Raw genomic sequence first — 14,928 nt, 5'->3', positions numbered from 1 at the left:
TACCACAATGCTGCCCAATGAGTGCTGACACCAGGCCAGCGCGCCCGTCATACCTTAAAACTGCGCCTGAGAGCGGTAATTTTCAATGGTGGGAAACGCCAGAAAACAAGCACGGGCGCCAGACGCAATAGACATGGCGCTGGCGAACCCTGTGCAGAACGTTTTATCTAGCGTCAGATTCAGGACGCCACTGAGGCCCCGTGGCAACGATATGCACGGTACTGATCGCCCTTTCCAGAAACGCCCCTTCGCAATAGCACAGATAATAGTCCCACATGCGAATGAAGCGCTGGTCAAATCCCAGCTCGCGAATCTTCGGCAGGGTCGCCAGGAAACGCTCGCGCCAGTGATGCAGGGTACGGGCATAGTCGAGGCCGATGTCGTACAACTCCGTAGCCACCAGATCGGTATGGCGAGTGAAGTGCTCGGTCATCACCGACACGCTGGGCAGGAAACCGCCCGGGAAGATATAGCGCTTGATGAAATCCACTTGCTTGCGGGCGTAATCGTATCGCTGATCCGGCACGGTAATGGCCTGTAGCAACAACTTGCCCTCAGGCTTCAGCCTTTCGCCCAACACTTTGAAGTAACTGGGCAGGAACTCTGCCCCCACCGCTTCAATCATCTCGATGGACACCACGCGATCGTACTGCCCTTCCAGTTCACGATAATCCTGCTCAAGGATGGTAATGCGATCTTCAAGACCTGCAGCCTTCACCTGCTCACGGGCGTAACGAGCCTGCTCCCGAGAAATGGTGGTGGTGGTGACATTAACGCCATATTGTCTGGCCGCATGGATCGCCAGCCCACCCCAGCCGGTACCGATCTCCAGCACCTCCATCCCCGGCTGCAATTCCAGCCGCTGACAGACCAGATCCAGTTTGTGCTCTGCCGCTTCTTCCAGGCCAGCATCCGCTCGCGGATAAACCGCACTGGAGTACATCATGGAGCGATCGAGAAAGAGGGCGAAGAAATCATTGCCCAGATCATAGTGGGCAGCGATGTTGCGGCGGGAACCTTGCAGGGAGTTGCGATTGTGACGGTGCAGCAGTTTCAATGCCGGTTTAGACACTTTGGCCAAGCCACCTTCCAGTGCTCGCATGGCCTGGATGTTGGCTGCGAAATAGCGAATCACCGCCACCAGGTCCGGGCTGTCCCAGCCCCCTTCCATGTAGGCCTCTGCGGCACCAAGGGCACCACCGCTCATCATCATGGAGTAGGTGCGCCAGTCGCGCAGCTGAATCACGCCAGCCTCAGCACTGTCGCCCAGATTGACCACCGTGCCATCCGGCTCTTCGATACGCAGCGCGCCATGGGGCAATGCCTGCAATTGTTTCAGCACCAGTCGGCGCGCTACGCCGGCCAGGCCTGAGGCCTGATCGCGGGCAACAATGCTATTGTTGGATGCATTTTCACCAGACTGCATTACCCTCTCCTTTCACTTTCGTTTGGTCCGTGATCTTGTGGTTGCGGGTGGCGATGGAATCGCGCGCCCTTTCGCCACAGTTTGAATGCTTGCCAGTAGATGCCTTTCAGGGTCACAACCCCTCTGGCACCCATCGCCATAATGACATTACGCATGACGGAGCGATTCGGATGCATCAACGTCATGTTGATACCTGCAGCGAACACCACCTCATCGTCACTTTTATCCTTCAAAATTAAGCGAAAATCGGGAAAGGCAACGTGAAGACGCCAGTGGTATCGCAACGCCATGGGCAGGAACGGCGAGACATGGAACGTCTTGTCGTGGTCCACCACCAGCGCCCCTTCATCATCCATGGCCAGCGGCAAGGCATAGAAGTGCCTTTCCTTCCAGGGTGTGTTCTGGACTTCCGCCAACATGCTGTCCGGCTGATCAGAACCCTCGGGGAAATGCAGATACAGTACCAGCGGATTAAATAATGTACCGAAGGTACGCCACTGACCGAGCATGCATACCCTGCCCTGCTGCCAGTCGAGACCGGCATCCGCTGCCTGGCGGCGCACCTTGTCCAGTAACGGCGCATCACTGCCATCAACGAAATCCCGATCACGAAACACCACTGGCCGCCAGGCCCGCCCCCACCAGGGAGACGAAGCCAGCAGGTCGGGGATCTGTTCGAGATCACACCACACCAGCCACAGGGGATAATCAAAACGATGGGTGAAGGGCACATTCCGCTGGTGCCATACCCGCCCCCTGGCGACCGCCTGGCCTATCATGCGGCCACCCTGTTTTTACCCAGAGCGGTGACCACATTCAGCGCTGACACCACTCCGTCTTCATGGAAGCCATTGCGGCACCAGGCGCCGGCGTACCAGGTGCGGTTACTGCCGTTGGCTGACAGCAGGATTTCGCGCGCGGCTTCCGTTTCCGGTGTGAATAACGGGTGGGAAAAATGACGACGCTCCAGCACCTTGGCGGGATCAATGCGGTCGGTGGCGTTCAGGGTCACACAGAAGGTTTCGGGGGACTCGATGCCCTGCAAGATATTCATGTTGTAGGTCACCTGGATGCGATCAGTATCCTGCTTCATGAGCATCGCGTTCCAGCTGGACCAGACCCGCTCCCGCTTCGGCAGCAACCGGGTATCCGTATGTAGCACCACCTCGTTTTCCTGGTAGCCGAGCTGGGAAAGACAGGCGTTTTCCCGGGCGTCCGGGTCCTGCAGCATGGGCAATACCTGATCGCTGTGGCAGGCAAAGATGACTTGATCGAACTCCCTTGCCTCGCCATTGGCAACCACGGTCACGTGGCTGGCGTGACGGGTAACGGACTGCACCGGCGTGGCCACATGGAAAGTGGCCGGGCAACGCGCCACCAGCCTGGATACGTACTGGTTGGAACCACCCGGCACCACGAACCATTGCGGGCGATTGGTCAGCGACAGCAGGCCATGATGATCAAAGAAACGGATAAAGAATCGGGCTGGAAACGCCTCCATCTGAGCCAGCGAACAGGACCAGATGGCCCCGCCCATGGCGAGCACATAGTCACGACGGAAACGATCACTGTAACCGTGTCGTGTCAGGTACTCGCCTAACGGCATATCTCCTTCCGGATCGTCCAGCAGCGCGGTAGCCTCCTTGTTGAAACGCAGAATCTCTCGAACGAAACGCCAGTGGGCCGGACTGAACCAGTCACGCTTGCGTGCAAACACGCCGCCCAGACCATCGCCACAATATTCCAGGCCATTGCGTTGATCGCTCACCGCAAACCCCATGGAAGTAGGCTGCCCTGATAAGTCGAGGTCATCAAGCAGTTTCAGATAGTGGGGATAGGTGCGATCGTTGAAGACGATAAAGCCCATATCGATGGCGTAGCGACCATGGTCACGCTCCACCGACACCGTACAGGTATGTCCCCCGAGGTAATCGCCGGCTTCAAAGACTTCCACTTCATTCTGCTCAGCCAGATACCAGGCTGCTGTCAGGCCACTGATTCCTGCTCCGACGATGGCTATACGTTGCTTCATGCGTCTACCCCCTGTAATTGATCATAAGCCTGTTTAGCCCCCTTAAACGACTCCGTTACCCGCTCACGCACTCCCGCATGGGGCACGATAGGTGCTGGATAGTCCGGCACCAGTAAAGGCTGCTTCCAGGGTTCATGAATGGTCTTGTTGTCCAGCGCTTTCAGCTCCGGCACCCAATAGGCAATAAATTTACCCTCAGCATCAAAGCGCTGACTCTGGCGTACCGGATTGAAAACACGAAAATACGGCACCGCATCCGTGCCGGTGGAGGCACTCCACTGCCAGCCTCCATTGTTGGCGGCGAAGTCACCGTCGATCAGGTGCTGCATAAAAAAGTCTTCGCCCCGACGCCAGTCCTGCCAGAGGTGCTTGCTGAGGAACATGGCGGTCACCATGCGCAAGCGATTGTGCATCCAGCCTGTGGCCACCAGCTGGCGCATGGCGGCATCCACCAGCGGATAACCGGTGCGCCCTTCGCACCAGGCCTGGAACAGATCGTCGTCGTTATCCCACTCCAGCAGATCCGTTTCCGGGCGGAAGGCCCTGCCCCAACTCAATCGCGGGTACTGCGCCATGATCTGGCGATAGAAGTCCCGCCAGGCCAGCTCCCCGATCCAGCAGGCAGCGCCGTCGCGAGCGCCGGCATCGGACATGGCCTGCCGCGCAGCATGGAAGCAACTGGCCGGTGACAACGTGCCTGCAGACAACGCAGCAGAAAGACTGCTGGTGGCGGTCAGCGAGGGGAAATCCCGATGCTTGCGGTACTGGCCGAGATGACGGCCAACAAAGTACTCAAGCTGCTGGGCCGCCGCCTGTTCTCCCGGTGTCCACAGATCGGTCAGGGAAGCGGGCACGGATACCCGATCCAGAGCCTTGTCGACGACGGCCTTGCCGGCAAATTTTGCCGATTTGGCTGCCATGCTCCCGGGCAGGCCCGGGATAGAGAAATGCTGCTCCAGCCACACATCCCAGCGCTTTTTGTAGGCACTGAAAACCGTGTAGGGAGTGCCCTTGCCAGTGCGCAATGTAGTGGGCGGTACCAGCACGCTGTCATCGAAACCACGAATTGCGACACCTTGCTTGTCCATCTCCGCGGCCACGGCTTCATCGCGGCGCCGTTCGTTCAGCGGATATTCGCGGGTACAAAAGATGCGCTCAACGCCGTGTTCCCGAACGAGACTGGCCAGCTTTTGGGGGACCTGACTAAAGTCACCAGCGTCCACCACATGCAGCGTAATACCTCGCTGGGCGAGCTGCTCACCGAGTTCATTGAGGCTGTGCAAAACATACCAGCGACGCAATGGGGCAACACCATGGCTATCCCACTGATCTTCGCAAATGAAATACACAGCAGTGACTGGGCCCTCAGCCTGCAGGGCTTCCTGCAAGGCGCGGTGGGCATGTATGCGCAAGTCGTTGCGATACCAGACCAGGTTCACGATGACATCTCCAGATCATGATCGAGCAAGGCGTCAGCCACGTCGGTACGACTCCCCTCCAGCAGATGAACGCCGGGTAAATCGCCCGCCATCTGCTCAGCCAGAGGGCCCCAGATGCAGGCCGGGAATGTGGGTGTCTCACTGGGCAGCCAGCGGGCACGCTGCACCGCATTGGGCAAGGCATTGGCCACCCAGAGAACACCGAAATGAGGATGGGAAGCATGACGCTGTATGAGGGCGTCCACGTCCGCAGGTTGATCCAGGCACCACAGGGGAACGTTCATGACCATGGCCAACTCCAGTGCCGCCAGAGGATCACCCAGGGGCACCAGCACCCATCCCACTCTTTTGCGACCGGGGGCCAGTGACAGGGCCTTGCCGGACCACTTTTGAGTCAACAGGCTGTGCAGCATTGCCGCCTGCAAGGAAAGGGATGGCGACAGTGACAACTGCTCCCGCAGTGGGTCAGAAAATTCAGTAATTACCCGGGCATGGCCATAGTCTGCCAGCAGTCCGTTGAGCTGCTGCTCAAGACGTCTGAGATTCAGGCTTTCCAGTGCCTCAAGAGCACGCTCCCGGGCTTCCTGCCACACCGGCTCTGCCGTCAGTTCATTTGTCGCACTGGACGAATCCAGCAGTGCCTGCACCTGACGGATTGGCACGCCTTTCTCAAGCCACTGCACCACCGCCTGCACCCGCGCCAGTTGCTCCTCGGAATAACGCCGATGACCCTTGGCGGTGCGTGATGGCTTGAGTAAACCGTAGCGACGCTCCCAGGCTCGCAGCGTGACCGGGTTGATTCCACAGCGCTCACTGACCGCCTGAATGCTGTAGCCCCCATCGTCAGGGGTAACCGACACCACCGTCTCACTCACACCCGGTTCCTTAAACCCAGGGAATCCGGATAGGGATTGAGGTAGCGCTGTGCCTGCAGATAGGGCTGATCCACTTTCCGCAAGGCACCACGCAGCAAGGTCATCGGCACGATCAAAGGCACATCTTCGCGCAGATAGGCATCAATCTGTTCGTTGATCAACGTGCGGTCTTCCTGGCTCAGTCCCTCACGCAGGAACCCCGCCATATGCTGCAAGGTATTGACGTGGGCGCCACGGGAGACCTGCTTCTTCATGGCTTCCATGACCGCATGAATATAGTCGTTGGCAATCTCCTCCAGCGGGCGCGCCTTGAGATTGGCCAGCATGGGGCCCAGCTCACGATAGGTGCGCTGGCAGTGCGCCAGCAGCTGGAACTTGTGACGGCTATGGAAATCAATCAGTCGCTGCGGCGTCAGGCCACCGGCGACCAGCTGGCACCAGTCGTCGTAGAGGAAGACTCGCTCGATAAAATTCTCGCGGAGGCTGTCATCATTCAGCCGCCCCGCTTCCTCGATTGGCATCAGCGGGTAGGCTTGCTTGAGTCCGGCGGCGAACAGGCCCGCAGCATCCCGGTGCATCAGCTCACCGTCTTCCCGGTAGACCTTCACCCGCTCCATGCCGCAGCTGGGTGATTTGGCCATGAGGATGAAACCTCGCAAGCTATCCAGAGCGGGCAGAGTGCGATCGACAAAGTCCATCATCAAGTCGGTGTGATCACGCAGTCCGTCGGTCGTCACCATGCGCAGCTGGTCACCCTGCTCGATCAAGCGTAACGCCTTGCGGGGAGTGCTTAACCCCGATCCCATTTCCGGGCACAGGGAACGAAAGGAAAAGTGCTTGGCCAGCACACCGGTACAATAGCGGGAATGCTTGTGGCCGCCATCATGGCGAACCTCCATACCGAGCAAGCAGGCACTGATGCCAACGGGGATCTTTTCTGCTGTATCCATGACGACGCACACCTGTACAGAAAAATTGATTTGTACAAGTTTAGACTGCCTGCCTGTCAACGCACCGTGAAGCTGCTTGTGAAGGGTCTGAAGGGGCCTGTTATCAGGTTGCCACCATTCCATCACAGGGATGCAACACCGTGCGCATAGTCTTATACTTCTTCATAAACTGATCATATGGACAGTGTTATGAGAATTCTGGTGTGCGGCGGCAGGGACTATCGGGACAGCACCTGTGTTACCGACAGCATGGAGCGGCTGCGGCGGGCTGGATTAATCAGCCTGCTGATTCATGCGATGCCAGCGGCGCAGACCGGCTGGCCAGCCAGTGGGCCAGGGACGCCGGTATGGATCAGGTGAGCTATCCCGCCAACTGGAAAGCCCATGGGCGCGCCGCCGGCCCCATGCGCAACCGGCGCATGCTGCACCATGGGCGTCCCCAGGCACTGGTGGCCTTTCCCGGTGGCCGGGGAACCGAAGACATGGTGGGCCTGGCGCTACAGGCGGGGTTGCCAGTGTGGCAGCCAGAGCGGGAACAGGAGATACCGCGCTTTGAGCATGGCACCGTAACCAGTCGCTAGCTGCGTTCCGCCTGTCTGGCCACACCACTTTGGGCTAATTGTCAGGAACAGCCCCTTGTGTGAATATGATTCATTTCTCGCCAGCCACACGGCTGCGAGAATCAAGAGCGCGCCAAGGAGAGCCCCATGGAAAATGGCCAACTGATCCGCAACCTCGTACCTATTTACCCCACCAACGGCCACCGTGACACTCCCAGCCAATTTCTCGGCTACCTGCTCTACAGCAAGCAGAAGCATGCCTTTCTGGTCGCCTGCAAGAAGCTTAACCCTGGCCGGAAAAACAACTGGGTTGCCTACGCGGGTGCCGCCCACCGCTTTGATAACAAGGTGATGGCCCAGACTGCACAGAACCTGGTCAAGAAGGCCTCGGAAGTTATCGAGCTTTATGAGAAGGATGGGAAGCTGGTGACTCGCCAGACGACATGACAGGTCTCTGGCCACAAAAAAAGGCCGCCATGAAGGCAGCCTTTTCGAAGATGGTGGGTCGTGCTGGATTCGAACCAGCGACCAATTGGTTAAAAGCCAACTGCTCTACCAACTGAGCTAACGACCCGAGCGGCACATCTTAATGATTTTCCGGAAAAACACAATCAGTACCGTGATAACCGATCGTGATCCAGACCAGAGACCACTCCCGGCAGGCTTCACGCCAATAAAAAGGGGCAATGCTGCGCATTGCCCCTACTGTTTACCCTCCTGTCAGCGTATCAATCACTGTCTGAATTGAGGCCAGTGCTGCAGTCATTGTCGCCATCCACCACCCTCAGATCACAAGTGGTGCCCGGTGATGTAGCGGAACACTCAAACCCGCCGCTGACCTGCACACAACTTGTTTCACTTCCCTGTGGCGGGGCACTGTTAATCGGTGCCATGGCTGACGCTGTCACAGTATCCATGAACGGGCAGACATCACCGGTCGGGATTGTGCTCGGGTAGTAATACCCTTCATAACTCACGCAGTCGCCCACACCGAGCGTGTCATCCGGATCTTGATGCACATCACCAGGATCCAGGGTGATGTAATCTGCCATTGGAGAGTCGGTGAGAATCAACGCAGTCAGCGCCACTTCACCGTTATTGCACACCGTGCCGCCAAAGTTGATCTTGACCAGCAAATTACTGCCATTACTCTCCAGGTCGGCCTGACAGTTCTTGGTCACTGTGAGCTCGGTATCGAAGGTACGCAGTGGGCAGGTTGCTGTGGCAGAAGCCTCATCAATCGGCGCACCATCAGTGCCTTCAGCATCAACAAAGACTTCATCCTGGGCCCCATTCACCTCAGTGGTTTCCAGGAACTGGTAAACGAGAGCATCGCCTGCCTGCAAATTGTAGCTGGATGGGTCTCCCAGGGGCGCGCCGGTCTGAGTGGCCGTTTTCAACGCGATGGGATCTGCGCAGTCCGTGCTCGGATCAAAGCCCGCTGCCGGGATATACCAGCTGGGCATCGGATCATAGATTGCTCCACCACCAATAGCATTGGTCAGTGAGGTGACATTGATGGCACCACCACCATCGTTGATGGCACAACCACGCACGTTATAGGTAATAGCCATTGGCGCATCATCATCCTGGCTGTCATTGACGCAGGTTTTGCTGGCCGCGACAGAGCACACATCAAAGTCATCCAACACAAAGTCTTTTGCCGTTGAGGTAAATGAGGTGGATGCGCCTGAGGTTGCCATGAAGCTGGCAAAACACTTGTTCTCCCCGAAGATGTCAAAGATGTTGATTCCACCTTCAAAGAAAGCGGTAGGGGGGAACAATCCGGACGTGCCGGACTTGGGCTCATAGGGCCACGGGGATGGCTCTTCGCTGGTGGCATTGGAAATGGCGCAGGCCACATCACCGCCGCCCCCACCGCAGGTCGCAGGCCCCTCTTCAACAATCACTCGCAGATTGTCTGCCGCACAGCCACCCGCCGGGAAGGGTCCGTTGCCCGGGGGTTTTGTACAGGTGTCATCCCACTCAAACACGGCAATGTTGGCCTGGGTACCACCGTTGGAAAATTTCACTGCAACATACACATCACCATTGGCATGCTCTCCATCGAAAGAGCCGTTTTGTTGAGTGATCTTGTTCTGGAAAAACCAGAACGCCAACTCTGCATCACCATTGGTGGCCAGCAAGTCAGCACCAAAGTAGACCACCTGCTTGGTCGCCACGATGTAGTTGGCCGCATAGGCATGACTGATATTGTTCTTGTCGGGTGGCTCGGAAGGAGGCGCGGTCTTGTACTTCCAGTCAGAAATGAGATTTGGCGTTTTGGAACCTCCTCCCGTAAAGAAATCATCCTGCCCGTCTTCAGCAACACTGTCAGACACAATGCCGGTGAACGACGTTGCTGAATTGGGCGAGCCATCAAACAGTGTTTCCCAATCATCGGCGCTGCTCTCCACTGCATCGCCATCCAGTTCAAACGGTCCACCATCCACAGCCTGTGCCGGCAGCCACATACACAAGAGCAGCAACGTGGCGAACACGCTGCCTGCCCTCCTCCATATCCGCTTGGTTTCCATGACGTGATTCCTCCTGAATCCTTGTTAAATCCATTCCTGGATTTATTTCCCTTCCTGTTGCAACAACACGTTTCCTTTTGGCAAAGGGATACCCCTTCCTTTCACATTGCTGCAGGAATTCCTGATTCAATCTTGTGACAAAAACACCCTGTGCCTCGGGGGGCTCTATTCATTCTAGGCCTGTGCCGAAGGGCGACAATACACAGGAAGGAGTACGCGATTACCCCTTTTGGAGTACCCGGAGCCAACATTGACCGGTTCGTTCATCGACTCGAAAAGAAGACACGTCATTATGGAAGCAAGCGCCTTGGCCAAAACCCGAGGCAAAAAAAACCAGCCTGTGAACAGGCTGGTCAGGTAATGCTGATACATCAAGACGGATTGAAGTACGGGTTATTTCTTTCCCTTGCCTCCGCCCTTACTGCCCCCTCCCGAAGTCGTTGTGCTGGTATCGGTGGTGGAAACGATTTCACTGGGAACGGAAAGATTGCCCGCAGCATCGTAGGCTTCTACCTGATACTGATAGTCCATACCTTTCTGATAATCGAAGTCGCTGTAACTGTTGGTGCTGGTATCCGCAATCAGCATGCCGTTGCGCCATACCCGGTAACCTGCCACCGCCACATTATCGGAACTGGGCTGCCAGGACAGATCCGCTTTCCTGCGCCCCACATTGACTGCCAACGACAAAGGCTGGGTAGGCGCCTGCACATCGCTCTGCTGGGAAGGAGCCTCGATGACATAGGTCACCTGGCTGGCCGACAGTGTTCCGCTTTCGTGTTGGGCCTTCACATTAATATCGTAATAGCCAGCCGTTGAAGACGCTGCTGAAACAACCGTCAGTATCACCTCTTGCCGCTCCCCTGGCGCCAGCATTAATACCGGCTCGGCAAACACGGCATCCCAATCGGCAAGCGCCTCTGCAACAAGAGAAATATTGGCACCGGGGCACGCGGCGCCATCCTCATTTGTGACGGCGAAGCGGTAGTCCACTGCGGTGCCTGCGGTAACGGCTGCAGAGGTGGATGCAGACAGCACCTGTAAAGATGGCGTCGCGGACTGGCAAACGTTTGAATCACCATCGCCAAGATCCAGTTGTACCAGGGCCTGCCCCGCCGCACTTTGACTTACGGAAATCGTGATGCCCGAAACGGAATCGGTAAAACTGCTGCCAAATGCCAGCGCAAAATCGTCCATGTCGTATTTCTGACTATTGGGCGTCATGTCCAGCAGGCCACTGCTGTTGGGATCAGCATCTTCGCCAACATGAACCACGACACCACCACTGACCGTGGGCTCATAACGGCTACCCGCAAGAAAGCCATCTGCGCCAGTGCCATCGCGATATTCAACATAGAACCATTCTGTGTTGCCGGTAGCCGGATCGACTGAGCGAGGGAATCGGAGTGCCTTGGCGCCAGCATTCTGGCTGCTCAAGCTCTCAATGGTGTAAGTACCAGACACGGTTGGAGACAGCAGCTCCGCACTGGAAAACTCCCCCACCCACCCCAGGCGGCTCTTCTGGTAAGCATTGTAATGGCCGGCCGTGGCCGTCCCCATGCGATCCAGAACATCTCCGTATTCAAAGACGGTACAGCTTGAGTTCAGGACATCCGCACCACAATCCAGCGAATGGGCATGATACAGGCCCAGGTTATGCCCCAACTCATGGCTGACCACACCTGCGTTAGTGATCGTGCCATCAAACCACGCATAGGAAGGTGAGCCCCCCACGGTCGCTTCGCCGGAATAGGAGCAACCAGTGTCCGGGAAGGCAAACACGATCCTGGTGTAGGTGGAGAGATCAATCCCTGCTTCACTCGCCGCCTGCTTGCCCGCCACCGCAATATCACTGCTCGGGCAGCCCGCAGGATCCACGTTCAGGGTAAACCAGCCAAACACATCACCTTCCAGCCAGGTCTGGCCATAGGCATTTTCACGGATGAAGTCATTCGCCTGGAAAAAGACCGCCTCCTCGACCTGTTGCGCAGTCCACGGCACCTCCGGCTGACTAGTGAAGTTAACCATCAGTACCGCAACCTGTTGCGCCCCCATGGCTCCTGTCAGGCCGGAAGAGCCAGAAGCCGAACCGTCGGCCGTGCCGCCATAGGCCAAAACCTCAAGATCAGCCCCGGAAGAGATCGCCAGCAGGTTATCCAGCGAAGTGCCCACAGCATGCACTTGCATACCGGTTCGCAACCCCGGACGGGGATCAGTTAAAAGGATTTCCAGACGTTGATGTGATGTTTTCAGGTAATAGTGAAGCTGTGCCTTGCCGCTTTCCTCATCCCTGAACACCACTTCAAGCTCACCGGATTGCGAGAATGGGGCTTCCACACTTTCCGAGAATGACATGGGCAACCGATCTCGCAGGGCTGCGGGAAGCTGAAACTGCGCCACATCGGCCGGCGACTCGCGCATCAGCCGCTTGAGAGACTCACTGCGTGACAAAACAACCCGCTGGATGGCTGACAACGCGACCTCATTCCCCTCCGACGTGTCCTTCAGCAACGACTCCAGCTGCTGGGTAAGTTCAACCACCTGTGAGTGGCTACCGGAAGCCAGGGCAGCTTGCGGCAACAGGCAGCTAACGACAAACAGCCCTGCGAGGCAGGCACGGCCCAGACCAGAATCAGAGGACAACGTATGAGAGAGAACTTTAGTGAGAATATGCACAAACCACTCCGAATATCATTCCTTAGCGGCAAAAAGGCCGCAGCAGTACCTGTTCGCTCATGCAGCATGAGCAACGAGAGAAAATAGAATTAGTTTTCATCTAATGATTTTTAACTAGATAAAAATCGCACACATTCTGAGCAGTCACCAGCAACAAAACACCAGCCTGCGCTGCAGTTCACAGTGCCAGCCCGATCTGGTCCAAAACACCGACGAATGAAATGAAATTTTATTAACAACCGAAGGGATTATTAAAAACACACCACCCGATTTACCGAATGCCACACAGCAGCAAGATCCATCACCAAAGAAGAAAACTGAACAATAAAAGACTAGTTAATAGCGGCGGGAAATATATCATTCACTGTAAAACAATAAGACCATTCTCTACGCCAGGAACTCGCTGATAGCAAAACCTGAGAACACGCTCACAAGCTCACAACATAGGGTTATGAACATTCTATACCTGCGAGCCATACATCAATCGCAACAGGAATTGCCAGCGCTACTCTTTACACTCTATTAACCGCTATTTAGACACTCTTTACCGTTTCTAGTATTTCCATTCATTCGATCCTTACTTGCCCCCACCTGTCAAAATGACATTTCTGTTCGACTTAGATCACTGCGTTATTAAAATCTGACTTCCCCGTAATGAAGCACCACAAGCGAGACATTTCTCCGACCCTTATTCCTATTGAAAAATGCGACATAAAAAAATTTAAAAGAAATACCATTCAGCGCATCAGGGTATTTAATAACGCTCCCGATCAAGACACCCCAAAACAAATCCCCTACTATATTCATTGCTGTCATTGCGAATGGACATTGCATAAAGACAGACAAAGGGAACGGGACCAAACCATGGATGAGAGCCAGATTACCCCCATCAGGGTGCTGCTTATCTGCCTGAGTGGTGAGCAAAACGCAAGGAAGGGAAATCTTCACATCATTCGACAGGCACTCGACCATCATCCCCGCATCGAATTGATCGGGGTGACTACTCTTTGCCTGGCGGGCCGGTTACTGCATGACCCACAAATCCAGGTGGCGGTGGTGCACGAAGAAGATCCCCGCAGCCTTTCACTGGAACTGCTGATTGATCTGGTGAGCAGCACAACCGCCAAAGTCGCTCTGCACTCCCCGAGGATCGAGGACAACCTCGCCATCAACTCTCTGCGCATTGGCGTCCGGGGGTTTATCCCTCATGCAAGTACGGTGGAGACGATCGCTCAGGCAGTCATACAAATTGCGGCGGGCGAGATCTGGTCATCCCGGAAGCTGCTTTCCGACGCTTTTACCCGTGCCCTGCCCATGGCAGCCAAACCCGCATCTCATCAAACCGAACTGGAGGAGCTGACGCCCAGGGAGCAAGAGATCGTTGAGCACCTGTGCTCCGGGCTCAGCAACAAGGAAATTGCCCGGGAGCTCAACATCAGCGACAAGACGGTGAAAACCCATCTGCAGCGCATCTACAGGAAAAACCAGGTACATAGCCGCTTGCAGCTGGCAGTTTCCAGCTAACAATCTGGCAGGGAAAGCATGACGAAGGGAAGCGCACGCCGGAAACGAAAAAGGGCCGCCTGAAAGGCAGCCCTTTTGAATATGGTGGGTCGTGCTGGATTCGAACCAGCGACCAATTGGTTAAAAGCCAACTGCTCTACCAACTGAGCTAACGACCCGCTCCCGAAGGAGGCGCAAATAATACGGATTTATTTCCGCCTGACAAGGGGGGTAAATGATTTTTTTCCCGCTTTATTGATAGTTTGTTGGATCTTTGACCAACGCTTCCTCAAAACCCAGCCGCCGCAGGCGGCAGCTGTCGCACTTGCCACAGGCATTGCCACTGGCATCAGCCTGATAACAGGACACGGTCAGCCCATAGTCCAACCCCAGAGCAACACCCTGCTGGATGATGCTGGCCTTGCTGAGGGTCATGAGGGGTGTCTCTACCGTTATCGGCCGGCCCTCTACCCCCGCCTTGGTGGCCAGATTCGCCATGGTCTGGAAAGCCTCAATAAACTCGGGGCGACAGTCCGGGTAGCCGGAGTAATCTACCGCGTTCACACCAATGAAGATCGCCTCGGCGTCCAGCACTTCAGCGAGCCCCAGCGCCAGGGACAGAAAAACGGTGTTTCTGGCAGGCACATAGGTCACCGGAATACCGTCACCGCCATTCTCCGGCACATCGATGCTGTGATCAGTGAGAGCAGACCCACCAATGTTGCCCATACCCAGCTCTACCACCCGGTGGCTCAACGCGCCCAGTTCGCCGGAGACACGCTCTGCGGCAGCCAGTTCGGCACGGGTACGCTGACCATAATCAAAGGCGATGGTATGGCACTGATAGCCCCGATCACGAGCAATGGCCAGGCAGGTGGCAGAATCCAGCCCACCGGACAGCAGCACGACCGCTTTTTTCATTGGGAAGCT

General features: G+C 56.3%; 13 protein-coding genes and 2 tRNA genes. 4 read left to right on the top strand and 11 right to left on the bottom strand.

The features are described 5' to 3' along the window. Positions 1-163 precede the first annotated feature (163 nt). The 6 genes from GFN93_RS15515 to GFN93_RS15490 are packed head-to-tail and all read right to left on the bottom strand — an operon-like array spanning position 164 to position 6,722. Positions 164-1,426 carry an SAM-dependent methyltransferase gene (locus GFN93_RS15515; protein WP_153502224.1) on the bottom strand — a complete coding sequence of 421 codons (1,263 nt, stop codon included), beginning with the start codon at positions 1,424-1,426 and terminating at the stop codon, positions 164-166. Next, positions 1,426-2,205 carry a DUF1365 domain-containing protein gene (locus GFN93_RS15510; protein WP_153502223.1) on the bottom strand — a complete coding sequence of 260 codons (780 nt, stop codon included), beginning with the start codon at positions 2,203-2,205 and terminating at the stop codon, positions 1,426-1,428. The genes GFN93_RS15515 and GFN93_RS15510 overlap by 1 nt, the downstream gene beginning before the upstream one ends. Further along, positions 2,202-3,458, bottom strand: a complete 1,257-nt coding sequence (locus tag GFN93_RS15505; protein WP_153502222.1) for an NAD(P)/FAD-dependent oxidoreductase — start codon at positions 3,456-3,458, stop codon at positions 2,202-2,204. Before GFN93_RS15505 ends, GFN93_RS15510 begins: the two co-directional genes overlap by 4 nt. Continuing rightward, the gene (locus tag GFN93_RS15500) at positions 3,455-4,897 is read right to left on the bottom strand and encodes a cryptochrome/photolyase family protein (protein ID WP_328594776.1); all 1,443 of its coding nucleotides are present in this window, start codon (positions 4,895-4,897) and stop codon (positions 3,455-3,457) included. Before GFN93_RS15500 ends, GFN93_RS15505 begins: the two co-directional genes overlap by 4 nt. Next, positions 4,894-5,772 carry a MerR family transcriptional regulator gene (locus tag GFN93_RS15495; protein WP_328594775.1) on the bottom strand — a complete coding sequence of 293 codons (879 nt, stop codon included), beginning with the start codon at positions 5,770-5,772 and terminating at the stop codon, positions 4,894-4,896. Before GFN93_RS15495 ends, GFN93_RS15500 begins: the two co-directional genes overlap by 4 nt. Next, positions 5,769-6,722: a YbgA family protein gene (locus GFN93_RS15490; protein ID WP_153502221.1), complete on the bottom strand. Its 954-nt coding sequence runs from the start codon at positions 6,720-6,722 to the stop codon at positions 5,769-5,771. Before GFN93_RS15490 ends, GFN93_RS15495 begins: the two co-directional genes overlap by 4 nt. Positions 6,723-6,911: 189 nt before the next feature. On the opposite strand from GFN93_RS15490, the gene GFN93_RS17400 reads away from it, so the two are divergent. The 3 genes from GFN93_RS17400 to GFN93_RS15480 all read left to right on the top strand — a co-directional run bounded on the left by GFN93_RS17400 (position 6,912) and on the right by GFN93_RS15480 (position 7,729). Next, positions 6,912-7,082, top strand: coding sequence for a DUF2493 domain-containing protein (locus GFN93_RS17400; RefSeq protein WP_235902084.1), 171 nt, complete (start codon positions 6,912-6,914; stop codon positions 7,080-7,082). Further along, positions 7,040-7,303, top strand: coding sequence for a hypothetical protein (locus GFN93_RS17395; RefSeq protein WP_407921809.1), 264 nt, complete (start codon positions 7,040-7,042; stop codon positions 7,301-7,303). Before GFN93_RS17400 ends, GFN93_RS17395 begins: the two co-directional genes overlap by 43 nt. A 126-nt stretch (positions 7,304-7,429) precedes the next feature. Continuing rightward, positions 7,430-7,729 (top strand): hypothetical protein, encoded by a 300-nt coding sequence (locus tag GFN93_RS15480; RefSeq protein ID WP_153502220.1) that lies wholly within the window; start codon positions 7,430-7,432, stop codon positions 7,727-7,729. 51 nt (positions 7,730-7,780) lie between these two features. Here the strand turns inward: GFN93_RS15480 and GFN93_RS15475 are convergent. From GFN93_RS15475 to GFN93_RS15465, 3 genes are all read right to left on the bottom strand, one after another. Beyond that, positions 7,781-7,856, bottom strand: a tRNA-Lys gene (locus tag GFN93_RS15475). 154 nt (positions 7,857-8,010) lie between these two features. Beyond that, positions 8,011-9,819 carry a hypothetical protein gene (locus GFN93_RS15470; RefSeq protein WP_153502219.1) on the bottom strand — a complete coding sequence of 603 codons (1,809 nt, stop codon included), beginning with the start codon at positions 9,817-9,819 and terminating at the stop codon, positions 8,011-8,013. A 393-nt stretch (positions 9,820-10,212) separates the two neighbouring features. Then, positions 10,213-12,495, bottom strand: coding sequence for a hypothetical protein (locus GFN93_RS15465; RefSeq protein ID WP_153502218.1), 2,283 nt, complete (start codon positions 12,493-12,495; stop codon positions 10,213-10,215). A gap of 864 nt (positions 12,496-13,359) precedes the next feature. On the opposite strand from GFN93_RS15465, the gene GFN93_RS15460 reads away from it, so the two are divergent. Further along, entirely contained in the window at positions 13,360-14,019 is a 660-nt protein-coding gene (locus GFN93_RS15460) for a response regulator transcription factor (protein ID WP_194285831.1), read from the top strand. A gap of 82 nt (positions 14,020-14,101) precedes the next feature. On the opposite strand, the gene GFN93_RS15455 is transcribed toward GFN93_RS15460, so the two are convergent. Together GFN93_RS15455 and queC are read right to left on the bottom strand one after the other, a co-directional pair. Then, positions 14,102-14,177, bottom strand: a tRNA-Lys gene (locus tag GFN93_RS15455). A 73-nt stretch (positions 14,178-14,250) separates the two neighbouring features. Continuing rightward, positions 14,251-14,919: a 7-cyano-7-deazaguanine synthase QueC gene (gene queC / locus GFN93_RS15450; protein ID WP_153502216.1), complete on the bottom strand. Its 669-nt coding sequence runs from the start codon at positions 14,917-14,919 to the stop codon at positions 14,251-14,253. Positions 14,920-14,928: the final 9 nt, after the last annotated feature.

This window comes from Alcanivorax sediminis, assembly GCF_009601165.1.
Classification (GTDB): domain Bacteria; phylum Pseudomonadota; class Gammaproteobacteria; order Pseudomonadales; family Alcanivoracaceae; genus Alcanivorax; species Alcanivorax sediminis.
The sequence above is the reverse complement of the archived record's forward strand: the minus strand, read 5'-3'. Positions and strand labels throughout refer to the sequence as shown.

What these genes read in the sequence shown, in the direction of transcription:
- GFN93_RS15515 (WP_153502224.1), bottom strand. Translation starts at nt 1,426, where the DNA reads ATGCAGTCTGGTGAAAATGCATCCAACAATAGCATTGTTGCCCGCGAT.
- GFN93_RS15510 (WP_153502223.1), bottom strand. Translation starts at nt 2,205, where the DNA reads ATGATAGGCCAGGCGGTCGCCAGGGGGCGGGTATGGCACCAGCGGAAT.
- GFN93_RS15505 (WP_153502222.1), bottom strand. Translation starts at nt 3,458, where the DNA reads ATGAAGCAACGTATAGCCATCGTCGGAGCAGGAATCAGTGGCCTGACA.
- GFN93_RS15490 (WP_153502221.1), bottom strand. Translation starts at nt 6,722, where the DNA reads ATGGATACAGCAGAAAAGATCCCCGTTGGCATCAGTGCCTGCTTGCTC.
- GFN93_RS17400 (WP_235902084.1), top strand. Translation starts at nt 6,912, where the DNA reads ATGAGAATTCTGGTGTGCGGCGGCAGGGACTATCGGGACAGCACCTGT.
- GFN93_RS15480 (WP_153502220.1), top strand. Translation starts at nt 7,430, where the DNA reads ATGGAAAATGGCCAACTGATCCGCAACCTCGTACCTATTTACCCCACC.
- GFN93_RS15470 (WP_153502219.1), bottom strand. Translation starts at nt 9,819, where the DNA reads ATGGAAACCAAGCGGATATGGAGGAGGGCAGGCAGCGTGTTCGCCACG.
- GFN93_RS15460 (WP_194285831.1), top strand. Translation starts at nt 13,360, where the DNA reads ATGGATGAGAGCCAGATTACCCCCATCAGGGTGCTGCTTATCTGCCTG.
- queC (WP_153502216.1), bottom strand. Translation starts at nt 14,919, where the DNA reads ATGAAAAAAGCGGTCGTGCTGCTGTCCGGTGGGCTGGATTCTGCCACC.